Here is a 19,733-nt window from a genome sequence, read left to right on the forward strand (position 1 = left end):
CCCGCGATGAGTGTCGTCACCTACTTCGTTGAAACCTCCCAAGCCTATCTCGACACCGCCGCTGAGACCCAGTTTGGTGCGGTTGCGGCAACGGTCGGCACGCTCCTGGTTTTGGGGACAACGCTGGTGGTGATCCTCGTCGGCATCAACATGATCTATCAATATCGGGCCATGGATGGGCACACAGCCTTCTGGCTCGCGGTCAAGATCGGGCTCATCGGGATATTCGCGACCAATTGGATGCAGTTCAACGCCTTCTCGTCTGCCATTCTCTATGGGATCGACAGTATCGCGGGCGCGCTTGTAGCTTCCGTCGGCGGCGGCAGCCCGGGCCCTTCAGGCACCTTCGCGGAGGAATTCGACCGGCTGATCGCGGAGCTGGGCGACTATCTGAACGCTGCCGGGTCCGAGCTGAACTGGATGGCTGGCGCCATGCTCGACATCGTCGGTGTTCTTCTGCTTTCAATCCTCGGCGGACTGGCCGCCTTCATCCTCGTAGCCTCCCGACTGATGATCGCGCTTCTGATCGGGATCGCCCCGGTGATGATATTCCTGACCCTCTTCGAGGTGACCAAGGATTATTTCGCGCGCTGGCTGTCGGCGCTGATCTCCTTCGCACTATACCCCATCGTCGTGGCCGGCGTGTTCGCGACCATCACAGGCGTCTCCTCTGCGCTCATCGGTGAACTTGGCGACCCGGAAGGCGCTTCAAACATCGGCGCGCTCATTCCCTTCTTCATGATGGTGCTCATGGCCAAGGGCTTCATTATCGCCACGCCCTTCATCGTCCGCGCGATATCCGGCAACATCATGATGCCAGCCCTCTCCGGCGGACTCGGCGGCGGCTACAGCTTCGCCCGCGCCGCCATGGGCAGCCAGCAGGCTTACAATCGCTACCTGATCGGTGGGGCAAGCGGCGCCGAATACGCAGCCCTCAGGGCGCGGCAGTTCTTTGGCGTGCAGCAGATTCCCGTGAGGCAAGGCATGGGGCAGACAGGTCAGGTAAGTGGACCAGTGTCCGCAGACTCGGGGTCAAAAATGCTGGCGCAGCTGGCGAGACTCGGACGGCTTGGGCGACGGTGACGGCCCAAGCGGCTACTCGATTTTGCATCACAATGCTACGTTGCGGCCTTTAATTACCGGTGCAAGATCGGATTCAGGACGAACTCACGCTAAGTGAACAATGTAGGCGTTGTGGGAGTTGTGACACTCTGCCTTACTCCACCTTCGTTGACGCCCGGATGGGACGCTACAGAGGAACTCGGCGCCGGTGTTTTGGCCATCCTAGGTGTAGAGTTCCGACCACTTACCCCTTAGGCTGTACTTCTGTCAGCTCGCTTAAACAAATCACGTGCTCTTCATAGAAGCTCTGACTTGATATTTTCGCCCGCGATGAAGCGCGGCAGGTATGGTCGACGTCGCACCATGTTTAGCAGATCCCAGTGCATAGCTTTAGCGAATGATTGGTTCAGTCCGGCTGGCGGTTCGAATTTGTACATCTGCATGTGCATCTTCTCATCAAACCAAAATACCGTTGAATGGTCATATTCCGGTTGGAGATAGTAATGTATCTCCCAGATTATGGCACTTAGAAACTCGGCGATTTGGCTGGATTGATACACGAATGCGTGGTCGTAGAACCACTCTTGGAACTCCGGCAATGCCAGATAACATTCCTCCATTGTTTTGACGTGGCCGTTTGCTTCTAGCGTTGATTGGAAACTTTTCACGACGCCCTCTAGGCGGGTGAAATTATGCTTCCCAATGTCACCTGTCATCTTCAGAGCCTTGATGCGTTGAACTTTCATATCCAACTCTAGGTCCATGGAGGAGAACCAAACCTTCTCGATGATGGTATACCCGTCAAGCCAAGATGCGAAGGCGCTTACAGCTTCGCTTAGTTGGGCAGTCGCCGGGGCGAGTTTCGGGTCGTCACATACCGATTTTAGGAAATGAAGATATGTCCGATGGGAACCGTCCCCGTCTTCCGGAGGCGGAGGGAGGTCGAATGGCATTAGCCCACCCTTTTTGGGATTTGGGATCGATAATAAGTCGCCCAGAAGGATGTTGAACAGTCGCGAATGCGCGCCGGTCCGGAACATGATGTTGCTCCAATCAGGCGACCATTTCTCGACCAACATGCCATAGTTGAGCATGTCGTCGATCAGATGACAGACCGCGTTCAGGATTATCGCCTCCCGCTCAATCTCATTCAGGGAAGGAACATTGAATGCAAGTTCTCGTTTCATCGGTGGTCTTTCTGTCAGGCCCTAATCCCAAATCGCCGCTAAGTTGGCGGCAAATGTCTCGCGACGGTCTGGGCTGACCTTGTCGAGATTTGACAGTTTCCATCGGACCGCGGGCAGTTCGGCAACCTCCTGTAGGTCGGCAAGCTGCCATCGCACGTTTCCGCGTTCGACACCGATCAAAAATTCTCGATGGTCCTGAGGCATCTGACCGACGACGATCTCGATCATTTCTTCTCGTGTAGATATCAGATCTTCGATCCGTACCGGGGCGGCCGTCATACCCACGAAGTTGTTCTGGAATTCCTGTTCTATTTCTTTTCGTCTGGGGGCCAAAACCTCGGCGGCGGGGCGATTGTGGCTCAAGATGTAGACGAGGAAGGCTTGTCGCAATGTGTCGCTTATGCCTTCATGTGCCAGCAGATCCCGCACATCGAAAAGGTCGCGTGGGTGCTGCCTGTCGAGAGCGGCCACAAGTTTACCTGCATATAGATCGTCACGTGATACGACTAAGGTCTCGGCGAAGCTGAATTGGTCCTCAACTTTCTCAGAAACGGCCATGATCGACGGCTCAAAAACACATCCGCGCATGACTGGCGTCACTTCGATTTTTATCTGTGCTTGTGGTGATCGCACTATCAATCGGTTAAGCGTTCGTTCCTTGGCCAATCGGCTCGGAAGGACCCGTAAGTCTGGTAGGGTTTCTGAGATCGACCTGCCGATCCGTTCAAGTGCTTCATCAATTTCCGTCAGTGACTCACCACGCGGTTTGACCGGTAGGTACGTTAGGTCGATATCGACAGACAGACGTGGTAGGTCGCGCACGAACAGATTGATCGCGGTTCCGCCTTTCAATGCGAACACATCCTCAGACGCGACGGAGGGCAGTGTCCGTACCAATAGTTCGACCTGCTGGCGATAGCGCTCGTCAATGGCCATCCAAGTTCTCCGGAACCGTAATCTGGTATTTGGAGTCTAACCGTCCAGATTTTGCGATCACCCTCTTTCCACTCCCGATAGCGATCTCTGCCAAGTCTAAATGCTTCAACCACGTATGCTGATATCGCTCTGCGAACCAGAGGAAGAGGCGCGTGGCCTTAACGCTGTCACATCGTTCGAGGAGCTTTTGAAGTCGTCGGGGACTCAAATCCGTAAGTCCGGTGAACAGGTCAGCTGCGTGTTCAAAGGATTGTCTGTTGGGGATTTCATCCAAGAATTCCAGAGTCGCTCTCTCAGGGCTTGAAATGATCATTGGCCATTCCCGATCACCCCACACAAATCGTTTTAGCCCACCTGATACATGCGATGCTCCGGTATGGTTGGCAGGGAACGTGAGATCGGGAAGTTCCGTGACTGCGTGTTCGATGTCGGCCTCTTTAAACAGCCTGCTTGCATTTCGTTGCTCAAATTGGATTGACGGATCGACTTCGCGAACCCATTTGGCAAGGCGGGCCTCGGTATAGAGATAGACGCGGTGCCCCTTGCCCAGCCGGACATAGTGGCCGTACCCTTGTAGTTCGAGGGCGGATAGGCCGCCTACCGCGACGGGCTGACGCATCAACGACTGCAGGGATATAACCAGATGTTGCCATCTCGTTTCCGCACCCGGACGTGTGTAGATTCCGCGCGCTGGCTGTTTCAACCAACCGTTGGCGACATACTTTCCGCGCAAGGCGCTGGAGTAGCCTCTGTCCTCGAGCCAAGCGGCACTGACCACCAAACCTTCAGGAAGGATGTGTTGAAGCGAGTTTAGCTTTTGACCTCGTTGCGTACTCATGGTTGGTTAATTGTGCCTTTTGTAAACATGAGATCGGTTTGATCTTGTCGATATTAGATAACCTATGGTACGTAAAAAAACAAATACATAAACTGAAAGCCGAAACCCGCCATGATCGTCGCCGACAATGAGACAGCAGTCGACCTGCTCTATTATGAAGCGGTCGCAAAGACGGTCGTACGCGTCGTCTCCGAAAAGTCAGACGAACCGCTCAGCGTCGGGGTCCACGGTGACTGGGGGGCTGGCAAATCCAGTATCCTGATGATGGTTGAACAGACGTTTAAGGATGACGAGCGTGTCCTGTGCATACGTTTCAACGGATGGCTGTTCCAAGGGTTTGACGACGCGAAAACGGTGCTTATCGAGACGATCGTCGAGGAGTTGATGAAGAGCCGTTCGGGCTCACAGAAAGTTATCGACCAAGGAAAAAAAACTGTATCGCCGCATCAACTGGATGAAGATGGCGCGCAAAGCCGGCGCATACGGCATGACGGTTGCGACAGGGATACCCCACCCGGATACGCTGTCAGATCTCTACGCGGCTGCGACATCCGTCGTCAAAACCGGGGCCGAAGCCATTTCGGTGGACAGCTTGAAGAGCGTAGTCGACAGCGCCGGCGCGTATCTCAAAGACGCCGAGGCCGAGAGCACACCGCAACAGATGCATGAGTTCCGCCAAGAGTTCGAAACACTACTCGAGGTCGCCGACATCGACAGGCTCGTCGTCTTGGTCGACGACCTTGACCGATGTTTGCCCGAGACAGCGATCGGGACCCTAGAAGCAATTCGTCTCTTCCTATTCGTCCCGCGAGCAGCTTTCGTTATCGCCGCCGACGAGGGCATGATCGAATATTGTGTCCGGCAGCATTTCCCAGACTTACCGACGGCCACAGGTCCCGCGACCTACGCAAGAAACTATCTCGAAAAGCTTATCCAGGTTCCGTTCCGTCTACCCTCGCTCGGCTATACCGAGACGCGCATCTATGTGGCGTTGCTGCTCGTCTTGAACGAATGTGGCGATGACTCCGACACCTTTAAAAAACTGGTTCCGATAGCGCGTGCCGCACTCCAAAAACCCTGGATTGGCCCCGGATTGGACCGGACCAGCTTGAAAGTGGCTTTTGAAACGATACCGGACGCCGTAGAACGGGCCCTCGACATAGCCTATCGAATCGCCCCGATCCTGACTGACGGCTCGCGTGGTAACCCTCGACAGGTCAAACGGTTCATCAACACGATGGCGCTGAGACTCGCAATCGCCGAGGAACGAGGATTTGCCGATGAGTTGAATATGAGCGTCCTCGCCAAAGTGATGCTTGCAGAGCGGTTCGCGCCGGAAGTCTTCGACGCACTAGCGAGGGGCGCGGCGGACACCGGTTTTTCAGACGAGTTGATCGCCTTAGAATCGCACGCGGCATCGGACGGCACAGAGACCGTCCCTGTCAAAGCCAACAGAAAGGCGTCTTCGGCGAAGAAAGCGCCCAAGGCCAAGGAGCCTTTTCAACTTCCCGACTGGCCAAACATCGAATGGGCTAAGCGGTGGGCAGGTATTCCGCCGACTCTCGCCGAAGTCGACCTGCGTCCCTACGTGTTCGTAAGCCGTGACCGGCGTGGTGGATACGGGTCACAAACACCACTCGGTGAACTTGACGAGATGCTCGGCAAGCTCATGGGCCCGCCGTTACAAGTCAAACAGATCACGACGGAGATCAAGAGATTGACCTCTGTCGAGGCCGAACAACTCTTCGACGCATTGCGTGCCAAGGTTGCCGACGCCGAAGACCTTGTCGAAGAACCAGACGGCATGCACGGGCTGGCCGCCATCTGCCAGCATCATCCGTTCCTGCAGGCGTCGCTTGTCGGCTTCTTCAGGGACCTGCCAGTGACCAAGGTAGGGACATGGGTCATGACGGGCTGGGCGGGTGCCATCACAGAGGCAGAGGCAAAGGCCGCGTACGACGCTCTCAAGTCAGATTGGGCCGAACAGAGCGATAACCCGGCCCTGAGCGCCGCGGCGAAGGCTGCCGCAAGCATGGGCCGCAAGCGAGGTGAACGCTGATGGGCACGTCGGGAAGTTTCGGAGGGGGAAGGCCCATGGTTCCGTCATGGGTGAGTGATCCGGCTCCGGGTCCCGCGGCACCGCCGCAGAATCCGCCACAAGACGGTCAGGATGGAACACCGGATGATGGACAGGGATCGGACACCGCGCCGCCCGCGCCAGCCGCCCCCACCCCCTATCCAGCAATTCAACCGCCCGCGCAGGGGTCCAACTACGGGTCCGCGCGTAGTGACATGACTTCGGGCACCAAGAATGGAAGTTCCGGATCAATCCGTCGTGGTGCCGGCAAGTACGTTGCTGCCAGTGGCGGCGGTCGGGCGGCCGCACGGCAGCTGGGAAGTTCACGCGCGCTCGCGGGCGGTATTGCCGGTCTGGCGAGTGCAATTTCGCGGGATGGTCCGGCAGAGGCGCTTCGTCGTTTTAACCTCGAAAGTCTGGCCGGGGCTCCGGCTCAGGACGTGTTCGTCGCACTCACCGACGCGCTCTGTCCCCCAGGGGGGACGATCGACGAGGCGATCGCACGCGACGCCTTGTTGGAGACGATCGCGGATCTCGCCGCCAAGGGTATAGGAAACTTTGACGAGCTGACGCAGGACGATCTCCAAGAAATATTCATCGGCGTCGTTTCCCGTTCTATCGAGGGAAGGATACTGAACGAGGTAGGCACCAATTCGATTAAACTCTCTCCAGACATAGCCGCCGTGGACCGTGCCCAGAAAATGTTGCACAGTTTCGTTGTCGGGTGCGTTAGGGACAGGTTCCAGGATTCCGGTGAGTCCGTCTCATCGCTCGATAGCGGGCAGATAGATGGCTTCGTCTCCGACCTCTACGCAGCGTCCTTCGATCTCATGCAAACGATGGGAGAGGCGGAATGAAACGTTTCAGCCTGATCACGCGTCTCGGTAAGACCGATGCCGCCAAGGTAAACGTCCTGCAGCGTGACTCGTCGGTGCATGAGTTAGACTTTCTCGATGGTGACAACCGCCTAGCCTATGGTCTGGGCCAGGCGTTGGCCCAGCTGGCATCTCTCGGCCTCACCACGCCCGAGACCGCGATCGACCTCGCGCTCCTCGCCGGACTGGTGAACGCCGCCGACACGCGGGTATCCCGTGACATCAACGCCCAGGGCGGATGGACGCGGGAAATTGATCTGTACCTGCCTGTCAGCGATCCTGACCGCTGGTCCGCACAGGCAGACCATATCGGCAAGATGCTTCGTTTCCTGACCGGAGACCGTTGGCGGCTGTTCTTCAGGCTACGACCGAAGGAGGCATCCTCTCTCAGCGTGGCTACAGACAAACTTCCGTTGCACGGGCTGGACGAAGTCAGTCTCTTCTCTGGTGGCCTCGACAGTTTGATTGCGGCAATAGACTCGCTTACAGAAGGGACGCACCCACTGTTCGTCAGCCATTACTGGGACGCGGAGACGGCCAAAGCGCAGTCATATCTGTTAGAGCGGTTGGAGACGAAGTTTGGTGACGAAGCCTTCAAATCGATGCGTGTCCGTCTGGGTTTCGACCGAAACGCGCTGGACACGGGTCAGACCGAAGACACGCAGCGAGGACGGTCGTTCCTGTTCTACGCCTTGGCCTCTCTGGCAGCCGCATCGTTCGGCACGAAGACGACCGTGAATGTGCCAGAGAACGGGCTGATCGCGCTTAACGTCCCTCTTGACCCACTCAGGTTCGGTGCGCTTAGTACCCGGACCGCGCATCCACACTTCATGGCGAGCATGCAGCGTTTGCTGGATGGACTCGGCTTACAGGTAAGTCTCAACAACCCCTATCGACACCGGACCAAGGGGGAGATGACCGACGATTGCGCGGACAAGGCCTATCTGAGAACTATCGTCGGCTCTTCGATGTCCTGTTCCTCCCCGGCCAAGGCCCGCTACAAAGGCCTCTCGCCGAGACATTGCGGCTATTGCGTCCCTTGCCTAATCCGCCGAGCGTCACTCAAGGCGGGGCTCGGATCGGACGACCCGACACTCTACACCGTCGAAGACCTATCGGCCCAGACGCTTCGCAGCGACAGGGCGGAAGGGGAGCACGTGCGCTCCTTCCATATGATGGTCGCCCGCCTACGCGAACGGCCGGAACTCGCGGGCATCCTCGTGCACAAACCTGGACCGTTGATTGACGCTCCAGCGGAGATCCCCGCCTATGCGGAGGTCTTTCGTCGTGGCGTGCTCGAAGTCGCCTCAATCCTCGACGATGTCAACGTCAAGCCAGGTTGATCCTTATGAAACCTGATTTCGTCGACTTCCATGCCCATCTCGATCTATATCCGGACCTCGCAGAGGCGATCCGAATATGTGACTCCTCAAGGACCGCAACGTTGGCCGTCACGACCACCCCAAGAGCGTTTGCACGTAACAAGGAGTTGGCGGAGCACAGTCCGTTCGTGCGCGTCGCCCTGGGCCTGCATCCGCAGCTCGTCGCAGAACGCGCCTCTGAACTGGCTCTCTTCGCGGACCTGCTGCCCCAGACACGATATGTTGGTGAAATCGGACTCGACGCAAGCCCGCGCCACTACCGATCTTTTGAGGCTCAAAAGGAAGTGTTCGGAAAAATTCTAAAGCTCTGTGCTGAAGCTGGTGATAAAGTCCTAAGTCTGCATAGCGTCCGGTGTGCGAAGCACGTACTCGACATGGTAGAGGCCAGCTTACTTATGGGCCGTGGCGCTGTCGTGCTGCACTGGTTCACAGGTAGTGCCAGCGAGGCGCGAAGGGCCGTGGACATGGGGTGCTACTTCTCAATCAACGAACGCATGTTCGCAACACCGAAGGTTGATGCGGTGCTCAAGGGCATACCGACCGACCGATTATTGACGGAGACCGACGGACCATTCGTCGAACGTGACGGTGTGCCGGTTCAGCCAGGTGATGTTTCGAAGGTCGTTGACCTATTAGCGTCAAGTATTGGCGACACACCTCTCGAAATCCGGAAACTTCTAGCTCGAAATCTACGCAACTTAGTTTCCTAGAAAAGAAGCTGCAAAGACTCTCTCAAACATTGGGGTGCTGGATTGTTCGTGAGGTTTCACCTACCCCGTCAACTGTTTGCCAAGCCGCTTCAATGCGACACGGTCCTCTGCGGTCATCGTGAAGTACCTCGCCGGATAGTCAGGCGAGTATGTGCGGCTCACACGACCTTCGCCAATCTCTGCCACGATCATCCCTGCTGCCGGGTTGAACCGCCTTTGGTCCATTCCGCTTTGATCATGTAAGTCGGATAAGCTCACTGAGCCATCTCCCGCCAAAACGAGATCGACGAGATGCAAAGCGTCTGTGATCGGGCTCGACTTCAAGACAAGGGGGTCAAAAACCAGAAAGAGCTCCTCTGCCGTTTGGATGCGTGGGAGGCGCGTTCCAATTACATGCGACAGCACGACACAGCCCTCCATTTCAAGCTCAGCTAACGCCTCCTTCAGCTCGCCTTCTTCCATATCCGAAAATGCCGTTAGAATGCCCTCCTCGTCGATATTGTCAGGCATACCAGAAACCGAATGTTCACAGAGCCAACGGCCAATCCTGGATGCCAGACTACCAAGATCCCCAACTGTGCCTTCCTTAGTCTCGGGTTCGTTCCTGCCGCCCGTTTCCTCCTTAGCCTTCGGGGCAATCGGATAGCTTAAGTCCCCAAGCCAATCATCCAGCGCTGAAATCACTAGTTGGCACAACCTGGCGAACTCTCGAATGTCAGACCCAACTAGTTCCACGGTTTCACCCAGGCGCGCGTCTCGCGCGTTTTCTGCGAACTTGGCATCAACCACACCGAGATTGTGTCCGATCACATGCCGCTTCTGAATATTGAGATTGAGCAGCTCTCGCTCGTCCTCGGACAGCACGCAGAACGGATTGAAGCCAAATTCAGCATAGCGTTTTTGAGCCCTTTCGACATTCTGAAAATCGTTGCGCACAGGTTTGGCAGGCACAACACCTGTTTCTTCCTTAGAAACCCTGTGAACGTAGACTACCTTTTGCACCGCTTCAAAGGCGGTCAGAACATCTTCATGCGCGTTACCCAAAAGACGGTACGCAAGTTCCTGTCGGTCTTCACCCAGATCCTCTGCTATCCGGGCTTGCTGCAAGACGAGCTCGACTTCTCGCCCGAAGTGAAGTGCGATATTTGGGGCACCGCAGTCCGGACAGTAGAGCGCAATCGCGAAGACACCATAATCCCGCCCGCAGCAGTCACAAATAAGAAGGCGCATGAGATCACGTCGACCAAATTGCGGGGTTGGGCGACGTGTACGTGTACCTGGTTTGATAGTGATCCCACCGCGGCTTTTCTGAGCAACGCCTTTGAGCATTTCCGAAAATGCAGATTCGACGTCTTGCATTGCCGCATGTTTGACGATCTTGATCGCGGCCTCCTGGTCCTTCGGATGCGTGAAGTCCCCGTCATCGCCGATGACACCACTGTAAGGACATACAGTCTTTGTCGTCCCTGGTTCCTGCCTCATCCGCTCACGCTTGTGCTCTTCGACGAAAAAACCGGCTTCCCTATTGCCAAGAACGAAGTGTCGGGGATGCGCGATTTCATTCGGAGAATAGCGGTAAACGCGTCCGTCCGGTGTTTGAGGCAGCGGAATAGCTAGCTGCATTTTGGATCCTGTGCCGCCCACTTTGTATTTTTTTAGGCTTTTCATTTTCATCAGTCAGCCCCCACTCGTTCGAATTTCTTGGAAGGAAACACACATCATTTCGCCATTGTACGTCACATTCTGCCTGTCCTGCACCAAGCTGACTACTGGTATCATCAGTCCTCGAAGTACTTCTTAGCTTGCGGGTGCTCCCTAAGCTGTTCAGGCCGGTAGGGCTTCACTTCACCAACTTGAGGCACAGAGTCAGCCTTTAGCCGCTGAATTACCGATGGGTGCAGCTTAAAAATTGGATCGACGATACGTGGTTTGGCCGGCCACTTCCTCTTTAGTGGGCCGAACTTGAACATGTATGTTTCTTCGTGTTGAAGAGCGACTGGATCCGGAGATCGGAAAAGAATGCTTTTGTTTATCTTTATCTCAGGTACGCATTCCTTCAACTCGCTGACCATCCAGTCCAACGCAATGTCACTGAGTCGAGATTCTGGTTCCAGATAACTGCCGCCCACATCGCTGTGGCACCCGGCAAACCATACTTGTTTCAACCATTCGGGCTTTCTGCCTGCTGTTTTCGCCGCCTCAGCTTTCATCGCCCACTTAACCCGTGGGAAATCTCTCCGATGCTCGTCTATGGCCAATGCATGACGGGCAAACCCAACATCGGAATCTAACCACTTGTCATAGTTTTTGCGGTTCCAGACTGCTCTGTGACCGTGTTTCCAGATTGACCACCAATCGCGTGGATTCGAGATTCTCAATGGCTTTTCGGGATCGGGAGAAAAATACTTGAACTGCGACCAGCGCAACTTGATGTACCAAAATGAAATGACCGCCAGTAACACTCCTGGAGCGGACCAAAATATCCAATGCCAAGACCAGTACAAGGCCGCAGAGAACACACCGCCAAGCGCCACCAAACTCGCGATTATGAGATACCCAACAACTACATTTCCGAGCGCTGCAACTGTATCAAAGACGCCTATAAACGTGGGTTGTACGTTGCCTTGAACATCTTCCTCCGCACCTGGGACGAAACTACCGTACTTTCGTCGAAACCGCCTTCCGAGCTCTTCCCTTCGGGTAAAATAGGGTTCCTGACCGCGCGAGTATCCGTTCCCATGATTATAGACGAAATTGACTGCGTCGCTTGCGATCTTCCTAAGCGGCGCTCCATAGCGTGGGACAGCAGATCCATCCGGCATTTTGGTTGGGATGCCACAGAGGTTCATCACGTTAGCTACGGCGCGTGCGGTGTATGCACCACGTGAAAAACCAAACACAAGGATGCGATCACCTGGTTCGTAGTAGGAAATTATTTTTTCGTAGCAATCGATAACGTTTTCATCGATTCCTGTGCCTACTGCCGCAGAAAGCACGTTGCGCACTCGCTGAAACGTCAACCCGCCAACTTCTCCCGCCCCGAGGCCTGCGTCATAGAAGCAAACCTGTTCGGATGGCTTGATCGGGGAGGATGGACCGGGCCTGGCCGCACGATACAACTTATAGACATTTGAGAGCCGTTGGTCTGGCTTCATGCCACCGACTTGTCCGGTCCCATCCGAGAAAATTAAAATGTTCTTCGGCATGCAATTAACCCCGCTTCGTTCTTAATTTGTTCCTCTAAATCGCTATTCGCTGGTTGTCGTAAAGTCAATTAAACTCGCCAGACCAAATCTGGGGATCACAGAGATCTTCACAATCAGCGCCCATGGGAATTGGATACCGTTGGCGCTAGGCTTGAGCGCGCGAAAACGGACTACGAACCAATATGAATAACTAAATCCCTTCTCGTACGCCGTTCTTGCTCCGCTCCATAGTTGCCTCCAACGTATCAAGACCATCGACAGCAGAGCGCATCTGCGCCTCATCAACGACGCTCGCAGCCTCGGCATCCGCAACCTGGCTCCCAAAATCCATCTCCATCTGGCGCTGTTCCTCGGCGATCACAGCTTGAACGACGGGCGCGGTTTTCTTTGAAACGCCGTCAGTTTGCCGTGACAGTTGACCACCAGAAGCCTGAGCTGAGTTTTCCACGACGGCGTCAGGTCCACTTGGTCCGTTCGCAGGCGGCGTCATCGGCATGGCGCGCACACTCAGCGGCAGCGTGCCTTGCGATCCCCCTCCCCCCGGCTCCGGAAACGGTAGCTCGCCCGTCTGTGCGGCGTGGATCGCCTTGAACAGCCGATCATCAAAATACTGGATCCGCTTTGCCCGGACCGGCATTTGCGCATCGATGACCATGACGATTTCGTCGAGCGGCAGGCGGCGCGCCTCATCCTCAGGCAGCAACGAGCTTTCTTCGGTCCGGGTGGATTGGCTGCGGCCCTCGAAGGGGTTCTTGCCGATGGACTGGGAGCGCGTGATGACGGTCTTCGTGGTCTTGCCGACCGCCTTGCTCAGCTCCTCGACAGTTTTTTCATCCGAGGGCGTGAGATAGAGTTTCACGCCCGCGTTGCCCTGCAGCGCACGGCGGGTGTTCTCGCCATAGATTTCATCGAGGGCAGGGATGGTTTGGGTGACCACAGCGAGGTGACCGCGATAGGTGCGCAGGGTCTCGATGCTTTCGACCACGATGGGCATCTTGCCGAGGCGGTTGAACTCGTCGAGCATAATCATCACGGGCCATGGCTCATCCGGCCCTGGGTCCTTTTCCTGCATGGCGGAGAGAAGATCGGAGAAGAAGAGCCGGATCAGCGGCGCGAGCGGCTTCACCATCAGCGGCTGGACGACGAGATAAACCGAGAAGGGTTTCTTGCGGATCGTCCGGAAATCAAAGTCCGACACCGCCGTCGCCTCATCGATGGCCGGGTTCTGCCATTGGTCGAGCCCCGAGGTCATCAGGAGCGAGACATAGGAGGTCAGCGTGTCGTTATTGGTCGAAGCGAGCCGCGTGAAGATCAGCTTGGCGGCCCTGTTGTCCACCTCGTGGCCCCGCGCGAAGTACTCCTTCTGCTTGTTCCCACCCGAGGCCGCGATGCGATAGATCTCGCCCAAGGTGGGGCGCTTGCGCTGGAAGGCCAGCAGACCTGCCGCCACGAAGAGGTCGATCCCGCCCTTGAGAAGGCCCTGAACCCGGTCGTTGTCGCTCTGCAGGAAGAGCGTCGCCAAGAGCTGCAGTTCCATCTGCTGGCGCGCGGGATCTTTCAGTTTATAGATGCGCAGGAGCGGGTTGTAGCGATGCGTGCGCTTGCCCTCCCAATCGGTGGGGGCAAAGCGATAGACCTTGTCGCCTTGGGCGGCGCGGTGCCGGGCCGTCGCCTCGAAGCATTCGCCCTTCACATCGAGCGTCACGGCGGAGCCCTGCCAGGTCAGCAGGTTCGGAATGACAAAGCCCGTGGTTTTGCCACGGCCCGTGGGGGCCACGATCAGCGCGTGGGGGAAGACCTTGGAGCAAATGTAATTGGCGCGGGAGCCCGGCGGCCCCATCTTGCCGAGGATGAACCCGGTCCCTGGCGCCCCGAAGAAGCCATTGGCCTTCATCTCGCGCGCACTCTGCCAATGGGTCTGGCCAAAGCGTGTCAGGGCGGACCCGGAGAGGGCGAGGCTCAGCATGAGGCCGGCGGCAGCGAAGCTGCCGATGATCAGGTGAATAAGTTGCGCGTCCTCCGGGCGGCGGTCCAGGATCGCCAGATAGTTCTGCGCGATATATGCAAAGTCGATCTCGGCCCCGAAGCCGAGATCCTGGTAGGTCAGCACCGCCGAGGCGATGGTATAGCCCATGGCCCCGGTCACCAGCGTCACAAGCAGGACGCCCGTGGCGATCCGCGCTTTTCCCATGGCGGCGCTCAATGGACCTGACCCCGCTCGGTCTCGCCATCCACATCTGTCGCGCGGTGTTTTTCATATTCGGTGTCGGCAAGATCATCGACCACCTGGCGCAAGGCCTCCGTGTTGGCCGTCGCTGCATCGGATTGCAGATAGACCTTGGCGACATAGAGCCGGTCGAGGCGGTCCTCGAGAACCTGTTCCAGCACATCGGCATCGCCGGATGTGAGCCGCTCAAGTTGACGGTCATCAAGCACCCGCGCGATCTCGGTTCGGAAAGCGTCCCGCTCCGCTGCAGTCTCGAAAGGCGCGGACAACTCCCCCGCCTGCTCATGGTCCAGGACACGCGCAATCTCGTCGGCGAGGCGGTTTGTACGGTCAAACCGCGCCGTCGTTTCATCGCGGGCTGCGAGGATGTCGTCGCGCGTGCCAGACCCGAGCCCGTCGCGCATCTCGGTTTCGCGGCGGACCTGATTGATGACCTCCGTGTCGCGTATCTCGACGACGGCCGCATAGGTCGCGCCGAGCCCACGGGCGAGGTGGGACGGCATGTCCGGATAGCGCGCGCGCAAGTCATCCGTGACAGCATCTGCAACGGGCGTGCGGACGTCGCGTCCCTCCATGATGCGGTCGACCTCGCGGGTGATCTCGCTGGCGCGGGCCGCATCGGTGATGGTCTCCCTGTAGGGCGCGGACCGGTCGATCACATCACCTGGGCGTGCGAGCAGGTCTGGGTGTGCCTCGAGATATGTGCGCTGCTCCGTCTCGATCCGGCGCTCCGCCCGTGAGACAACCTCCCAGTCCCGGTCCTCGATCTGCTGCGCTGTCAGGCCATCCGCGCGCATCTCCTGACGGATTGTCCCTTCCATCGCCCGCACCGCGCCCTCATTATAATGGAAATGCTCGCTGACCGGTTCCGCTTCCATGACACCATCCCGGCGCAGCACGTTCTCGCGCTCCAACAGCGTGCCAAGTTCCACATGCACATCGTTGAGAATGTCGCGCGCCTGTTCCAGATCGGCGCGGCGTTCAAGGTTCAGATCGCGCGCCTCAGCTACTTTGGAGAGATCATTGGCGATCCATTGATGCTCGAGCGCTGCATTTGAGGCGCCCGTCTCGATCCGGGCCACCACTTCCGATGTGCTGATCCCCGTGCCGCGCAGGGCCGCGTCAATGCGCGATCTCAGATCGGGCTCGGCCAGTCGCCCGCGCTGGCTGGCGTCAATATTGGCCTCGGAATAGACCCCGCCCTCCGAGGGGGTCTCTGACAGCGTGGGTGATCGCAAACCGAGAGGCTGCATGTGCTGGACCTGCGTCTGGATCTCGATGAGGCGTTTTTCCAGCACGGGACGTTCCGCGTCAGACTTCTCTGCGATCATGCCCTGCACCCGCGCGAGCTTCTCCGCATAGAGGCTTCTGAGATCCTCGAAGCTTTGATCCTCGGCCATATACACATCTCCTGTTCGGTCCACCTGCCCGCCATGCGCGAGCACCTCGCCCGCGCGGAAGAGTGCCGCGGCTATGTCTTCCCGAGCCTCCCGGGAGGCCTCCGCGGCAAGCGAATGATAGACAGTTCTGGTATTGGCGATCTCCGCCAGCGTCCGGGTCAAGTCGGCCCCCACGCGTTCGCGCTCGCGGGGCGCGCGACCCTCTTCTTTCGCGGCATAAACCTCGCTGGTGCGAGCGGGGTAATGCACAACCCCGCGATCCACCCGACGCGTGGCTTCCAAACGCACACCGTACTTTTCCGCCTCCTCGACCATGGCGAGGCGGAAGTCGTCATAGTTGAAGCGATGATTGCGACCCAGAAAGAAGAACTCGCCTTCCTGCGAGCGGCGGTTCAGCACCAGATGCGCGTGCGGATGATCGCGGTCCTCATGCACCGCGATGATGTAGTCGAAATGCCCCTCATCAGTCTGGAAGTACCGCTCGGCCACATCCGTCGCAATGTCGCGCACATCCTCCCCGCGCGTGCCGATGGGGAAGGACATGAGCATGTGTGTGGTCTGGCCCAGCTTGGGCTTGAAGCCCGCATCCCAGCGCTTTGCAAAGCGCTCGGTCAGGTCCTTGATGTCACCCGCCTCGAGCTTCGCCTTGCCATCCAGGAACCCGCTACTGTCCACGATATGTGTGGACTTGGTGGTGAGGTAATCGAGCTGGTTTGTGAGCTGCGATTTGGTATGCGTGCCCCCGCCCCGGATCGCCTTGAAGACCGCTGGCCGATGCCCTGCTGCCGCGCGCGTCAGCTGGGTCTGCTTGGCCACGTGCAGACCTTGCATCGAGCCCCGGACGCGGCTCCAGCCATCCCGGAAGACCTCGCCCGTGACGGCATGGACGGCATCATTCAGCCGCATGGGCAAACTCCCTCAGCGCGGCCGTGGCCTGCAGCTGCATCGCGTCTCGACGGCGGCGCAGAAGCAGATCGATCTCGTCAGCAGAATCCAGAATGAACCTCGCCAGCCCGCGCATCTGCGCGAGGCGCAATTCGGTGAACTCCGAGCCGGCCCCCTGCCCTTGCCGATTGGCCTGCGTCATCTGCTTGGCGATCTGCGCGACCCCATTGCCGACCTCGTGCAGTGAAGCGCGGTAACGCGCCATCTCTGCCGCCATCTGCGCGTCCGGAACGAACACCCCGCCCGCCGCCTGGATCAGCCGCCGCAGCCCCTCGGCCCGGCTCTCGATCCCGGCCTCGGCCAGCACCTCGTCGAGCGCCGCAAGCTCCGCAGCCGTGACCTTCACACTGACCGCTGAGACCGGGATCGCGGCATCCGTCTGGCGCTCGGCATCGGCTTTGAGCGTGTACTGAATCGCCCGCACTGACACGCCGAACCGCTCCGCCAGGGCCGATGTGGTCACACCTTCCGCAGCCTCGCGAACGATCTCCATGCGGTCCGCATCTGTGAGACGTTTTGATCGAGACATGCGAAGAAAGACCCCCTATTTCCTGCCACCTTCCACCAAGGCTGCCCCTACCTTACGATAATATACCTAGCTGTCAATTATATACTTACGTCGCATTCAGGCTCAGGCAGCCTTGGTGTCCGCTTCCCCCGCGGCCCGCAGGGACGCGGCTCTGCCGCCCTCACCACCGGGCGACCCACCTGTCCTAGGGGTCCCGTCCACCAGCCCCGCCCGAGGGCTGGCCGAACACGCATGTGTTCGGACGGAACCGCGGGCGGGCGCAAACCCCACCGACAGGGCGGACAGGCAGGGTCAAGGAGGGCCAGATTTGGCTTGCCAAATCTCTGCCGCAAAAACCGGGAGGCCCTGGCCGATAGGTTTTTGTGGATGGCCCCCTTGAGGCTGACTGGCCGGTCTGTCGCGGCCTGATCGTTCCGGGGGGAGTGCGTCCATTGAACGCGCAGCGGCCGGCACCAAGGAGGGGTCGCTGCCGGCGATCACGCGCGCCGGAACCGGCATCCCTGGAACAGGGACAGGGCCGCCCCAAGATCGTCCTGGGGCGGCCCATCCTCGTCAGAGGATTTAGTCCTGGGGATCTTTCGCGCTCGGTGGGAACATCACCAGCTCCGAGACCGCGACCGGGAAGTCGAGCTTGAGGCTGAAGAACTCCGAGCCGTCCCCGTTGCGGGTGTTGCGGAACATCGCGCCCACGCGCTGAAAACGGGTGCGCTCCTGGCCATCGGTATCGGTGAACTTGACGGGGACGGTAGCGACGTAGTGGTTGGTCATTTGGGTTACTCCTTGTTGCGATGGGGATCACCCGGCACGGGGGCAAGAGGCCCGGTCGCAAGCGCAAATGCGGAGGGTCCGCGGCTCCGCCGTGGAAGCCGTATTTGTGCTTGCCGAAGCGTAAGCTGAGGGCACGAACGGGCCGACCCTGTGCGATCCACATCAATGAGCAAAAAGGAGTGATCCGGATGACCCTTGCCATCACGCAGCCGCCACCATCCGCGTCCGCGTCACGCCGAGCCTGGCCGGTGTGCTGACGGAGCCCGCCCGCGTGGATGCGATGTTACGAAACACGCCCCGAGGGACGTGCAGGTGTTCAGCCTCATATGCGACGTCTCGACCCCTCGCGTCTTGCACTGCTTTCGATGTGCGTGAGGTGCGTACCATCCCGAGCCCATACCGATGCGGATGGGCCGCACTCTGACGGACCGGGTAAAGGAATAACGGTGCTGGCCGCCGCGCGCTCCCGATCACGCGTGACCGACCGCACGCGCCATGAGACATGACGAAAGGGCCGCGCCAAGCGCGACCCCCTCTCTTCAATCCTGCGTCGCCTTCTTCGCCGGGTCAGCAACCCGCATGACCGTCAGGCCTTTCGCTTCCGCCTTCTGCCCGAGGTTCAGCGCGACCCCGTTGCCGCCGAAGAGAACAACCCCTGTCGCCGCGAACTTGTCGTCCAGCATTTCGTCGTTGCACTTGAACGGTGCCGCCCGGCCATGCGCGGACCAGCGCGGATCGAAGCGCGCCTGTGCGACCCCGCGTGCCCGAGCCCACCGAGCTGCAATCATCTCCGCCCCGTGCTTGCCACCCTTGTGGCAGAGGAAGATCTCCTGATTGCGGTTCTGTTTGATCCGTTCGCGAACCTTGTCGAGCGTGTTGAAGATCACATCGACATCGGTCCAGTCGGTGGCGCCTGAGACGATCAGGGGCACCCCCTCGACTTTCGATTTCTCGGCGGTTTCACGGTCGTGCTGCTCGAGGAGCTGCCGCGCCTCGAAGATCGCCCCGGTCTCTTGCGCCCGGACGCTTGCCCGCGATCCGGCTGCCGGGATGAAAGCGTGGCCCGTCTCGATCTCGTAGCATTCCGCCGCAGCCTCGCTCATCACCTCGATGGCGCTCACAATCTCGCGCAGCTGCAGAAAGCGCGCCTGCGCCTCTTCGAGCGCGGTCTCGGCGATTTCCGATCCGTCGTGGGATTTTGCCAGCGCGCCGATCTTGTCGGCGGTGCGGTCGACCTCCTTGCCAAGCGCCACCTTGCGGCGCTGCAGGATCGTCGCGAGCCCATGGGCCAGCGGTTCGATTTCTGCTTCAAGCCCGGTCCCGCGCAGCTGGCCGAGCAAAGCCTCGAAGCTTTCGCGAATGATGTGGTCGGTTAGGACGTGATCCTCGGGGATCGGAAGCTGTGCGCCTTTTTCCGTAAGCCCGAAAAGCTCGATTGTCTCGTAGGTGTTTGCGGTGTCGTAAGCCATGTCTGGTCTCCAGTGTTCGGTTCCTAGGCCACCACGTGAGTGTGGGGGCATGGCCGAATGCCTGGTTTCCGAATCTGCCCGGGTCAGGGACGGCGCAGCCGCCGGCTTGCCGGGCGCAAAAG

Annotated in this window: 15 protein-coding genes and 1 pseudogene; 6 read left to right on the forward strand and 10 right to left on the reverse strand. The window is 58.6% G+C overall.

What is annotated here, in order from left to right:
* Nucleotides 1-6: 6 nt before the first annotated feature.
* Nucleotides 7-1,083 (forward strand): type IV secretion system protein, encoded by a 1,077-nt coding sequence (locus tag ATO3_RS23060; RefSeq protein ID WP_088652243.1) that lies wholly within the window; start codon nt 7-9, stop codon nt 1,081-1,083.
* A 275-nt stretch (nt 1,084-1,358) separates the two neighbouring features.
* On the opposite strand, the gene ATO3_RS23065 is transcribed toward ATO3_RS23060, so the two are convergent.
* Genes ATO3_RS23065 through ATO3_RS23075 form a run of 3 tightly spaced genes read right to left on the reverse strand, consistent with a single transcriptional unit; the run spans nt 1,359 to nt 4,023 of the window.
* Nucleotides 1,359-2,249 carry a hypothetical protein gene (locus ATO3_RS23065; protein ID WP_088652244.1) on the reverse strand — a complete coding sequence of 297 codons (891 nt, stop codon included), beginning with the start codon at nt 2,247-2,249 and terminating at the stop codon, nt 1,359-1,361.
* Nucleotides 2,250-2,270: 21 nt separating this feature from the next.
* A complete protein-coding gene (locus ATO3_RS23070) occupies nt 2,271-3,185 on the reverse strand; it encodes a nucleotidyl transferase AbiEii/AbiGii toxin family protein (RefSeq protein ID WP_088652245.1) in 915 nt (304 codons plus the stop codon).
* Nucleotides 3,175-4,023 (reverse strand): type IV toxin-antitoxin system AbiEi family antitoxin, encoded by an 849-nt coding sequence (locus tag ATO3_RS23075; RefSeq protein ID WP_088652246.1) that lies wholly within the window; start codon nt 4,021-4,023, stop codon nt 3,175-3,177. Before ATO3_RS23075 ends, ATO3_RS23070 begins: the two co-directional genes overlap by 11 nt.
* Before the next feature lie 111 nt (nt 4,024-4,134).
* Here ATO3_RS23075 and ATO3_RS29540 point away from each other — a divergent pair.
* The 5 genes and pseudogenes from ATO3_RS29540 to qatD all read left to right on the forward strand — a co-directional run.
* Nucleotides 4,135-4,434: pseudogene (locus ATO3_RS29540) on the forward strand (KAP family P-loop NTPase fold protein); the annotation flags it as partial.
* A gap of 49 nt (nt 4,435-4,483) precedes the next feature.
* Nucleotides 4,484-6,082, forward strand: a complete 1,599-nt coding sequence (gene qatA, locus ATO3_RS23085) for a Qat anti-phage system ATPase QatA (RefSeq protein WP_332888719.1) — start codon at nt 4,484-4,486, stop codon at nt 6,080-6,082.
* A gap of 233 nt (nt 6,083-6,315) precedes the next feature.
* Nucleotides 6,316-6,957: a Qat anti-phage system associated protein QatB gene (gene qatB, locus ATO3_RS28615; protein WP_143747340.1), complete on the forward strand. Its 642-nt coding sequence runs from the start codon at nt 6,316-6,318 to the stop codon at nt 6,955-6,957.
* Nucleotides 6,954-8,318: a Qat anti-phage system QueC-like protein QatC gene (gene qatC, locus ATO3_RS23095; RefSeq protein WP_088652250.1), complete on the forward strand. Its 1,365-nt coding sequence runs from the start codon at nt 6,954-6,956 to the stop codon at nt 8,316-8,318. Before qatB ends, qatC begins: the two co-directional genes overlap by 4 nt.
* A gap of 5 nt (nt 8,319-8,323) precedes the next feature.
* Entirely contained in the window at nt 8,324-9,067 is a 744-nt protein-coding gene (qatD, locus tag ATO3_RS23100) for a Qat anti-phage system TatD family nuclease QatD (RefSeq protein ID WP_088652251.1), read from the forward strand.
* 60 nt (nt 9,068-9,127) lie between these two features.
* Here the strand turns inward: qatD and ATO3_RS28620 are convergent, their stop codons facing one another.
* The 7 genes from ATO3_RS28620 to ATO3_RS23145 all read right to left on the reverse strand — a co-directional run bounded on the left by ATO3_RS28620 (nt 9,128) and on the right by ATO3_RS23145 (nt 19,611).
* Complete coding sequence (locus tag ATO3_RS28620; RefSeq protein WP_143747342.1) at nt 9,128-10,741, reverse strand: hypothetical protein; 1,614 nt, start codon at nt 10,739-10,741, stop codon at nt 9,128-9,130.
* Nucleotides 10,742-10,845: 104 nt separating this feature from the next.
* Complete coding sequence (locus ATO3_RS23115; protein ID WP_088652254.1) at nt 10,846-12,273, reverse strand: phospholipase effector Tle1 domain-containing protein; 1,428 nt, start codon at nt 12,271-12,273, stop codon at nt 10,846-10,848.
* Between the two features lie 190 nt (nt 12,274-12,463).
* Complete coding sequence (locus ATO3_RS23120) at nt 12,464-14,464, reverse strand: type IV secretory system conjugative DNA transfer family protein (protein WP_088652265.1); 2,001 nt, start codon at nt 14,462-14,464, stop codon at nt 12,464-12,466.
* 8 nt (nt 14,465-14,472) lie between these two features.
* Nucleotides 14,473-16,806: a relaxase/mobilization nuclease domain-containing protein gene (locus tag ATO3_RS23125; RefSeq protein ID WP_088652255.1), complete on the reverse strand. Its 2,334-nt coding sequence runs from the start codon at nt 16,804-16,806 to the stop codon at nt 14,473-14,475.
* Nucleotides 16,793-17,374, reverse strand: coding sequence for a helix-turn-helix domain-containing protein (locus ATO3_RS23130; protein WP_088652256.1), 582 nt, complete (start codon nt 17,372-17,374; stop codon nt 16,793-16,795). The genes ATO3_RS23125 and ATO3_RS23130 overlap by 14 nt, the downstream gene beginning before the upstream one ends.
* A 561-nt stretch (nt 17,375-17,935) precedes the next feature.
* Nucleotides 17,936-18,142, reverse strand: coding sequence for a hypothetical protein (locus ATO3_RS23135; protein ID WP_007120662.1), 207 nt, complete (start codon nt 18,140-18,142; stop codon nt 17,936-17,938).
* Between the two features lie 539 nt (nt 18,143-18,681).
* Nucleotides 18,682-19,611 carry a DUF2493 domain-containing protein gene (locus ATO3_RS23145; RefSeq protein ID WP_088652258.1) on the reverse strand — a complete coding sequence of 310 codons (930 nt, stop codon included), beginning with the start codon at nt 19,609-19,611 and terminating at the stop codon, nt 18,682-18,684.
* Nucleotides 19,612-19,733 lie beyond the last annotated feature (122 nt).

It is taken from the genome of Marinibacterium profundimaris (assembly GCF_002210095.1).
GTDB lineage: Bacteria > Pseudomonadota > Alphaproteobacteria > Rhodobacterales > Rhodobacteraceae > Marinibacterium > Marinibacterium profundimaris.

What these genes read in the sequence shown, in the direction of transcription:
- ATO3_RS23060 (WP_088652243.1), top strand. Translation starts at nt 7, where the DNA reads ATGAGTGTCGTCACCTACTTCGTTGAAACCTCCCAAGCCTATCTCGAC.
- ATO3_RS23065 (WP_088652244.1), bottom strand. Translation starts at nt 2,249, where the DNA reads ATGAAACGAGAACTTGCATTCAATGTTCCTTCCCTGAATGAGATTGAG.
- ATO3_RS23070 (WP_088652245.1), bottom strand. Translation starts at nt 3,185, where the DNA reads ATGGCCATTGACGAGCGCTATCGCCAGCAGGTCGAACTATTGGTACGG.
- ATO3_RS23075 (WP_088652246.1), bottom strand. Translation starts at nt 4,023, where the DNA reads ATGAGTACGCAACGAGGTCAAAAGCTAAACTCGCTTCAACACATCCTT.
- qatA (WP_332888719.1), top strand. Translation starts at nt 4,484, where the DNA reads ATGGCGCGCAAAGCCGGCGCATACGGCATGACGGTTGCGACAGGGATA.
- qatB (WP_143747340.1), top strand. Translation starts at nt 6,316, where the DNA reads ATGACTTCGGGCACCAAGAATGGAAGTTCCGGATCAATCCGTCGTGGT.
- qatC (WP_088652250.1), top strand. Translation starts at nt 6,954, where the DNA reads ATGAAACGTTTCAGCCTGATCACGCGTCTCGGTAAGACCGATGCCGCC.
- qatD (WP_088652251.1), top strand. Translation starts at nt 8,324, where the DNA reads ATGAAACCTGATTTCGTCGACTTCCATGCCCATCTCGATCTATATCCG.
- ATO3_RS28620 (WP_143747342.1), bottom strand. Translation starts at nt 10,741, where the DNA reads ATGAAAATGAAAAGCCTAAAAAAATACAAAGTGGGCGGCACAGGATCC.
- ATO3_RS23115 (WP_088652254.1), bottom strand. Translation starts at nt 12,273, where the DNA reads ATGCCGAAGAACATTTTAATTTTCTCGGATGGGACCGGACAAGTCGGT.
- ATO3_RS23120 (WP_088652265.1), bottom strand. Translation starts at nt 14,464, where the DNA reads ATGGGAAAAGCGCGGATCGCCACGGGCGTCCTGCTTGTGACGCTGGTG.
- ATO3_RS23125 (WP_088652255.1), bottom strand. Translation starts at nt 16,806, where the DNA reads ATGCGGCTGAATGATGCCGTCCATGCCGTCACGGGCGAGGTCTTCCGG.
- ATO3_RS23130 (WP_088652256.1), bottom strand. Translation starts at nt 17,374, where the DNA reads ATGTCTCGATCAAAACGTCTCACAGATGCGGACCGCATGGAGATCGTT.
- ATO3_RS23135 (WP_007120662.1), bottom strand. Translation starts at nt 18,142, where the DNA reads ATGACCAACCACTACGTCGCTACCGTCCCCGTCAAGTTCACCGATACC.
- ATO3_RS23145 (WP_088652258.1), bottom strand. Translation starts at nt 19,611, where the DNA reads ATGGCTTACGACACCGCAAACACCTACGAGACAATCGAGCTTTTCGGG.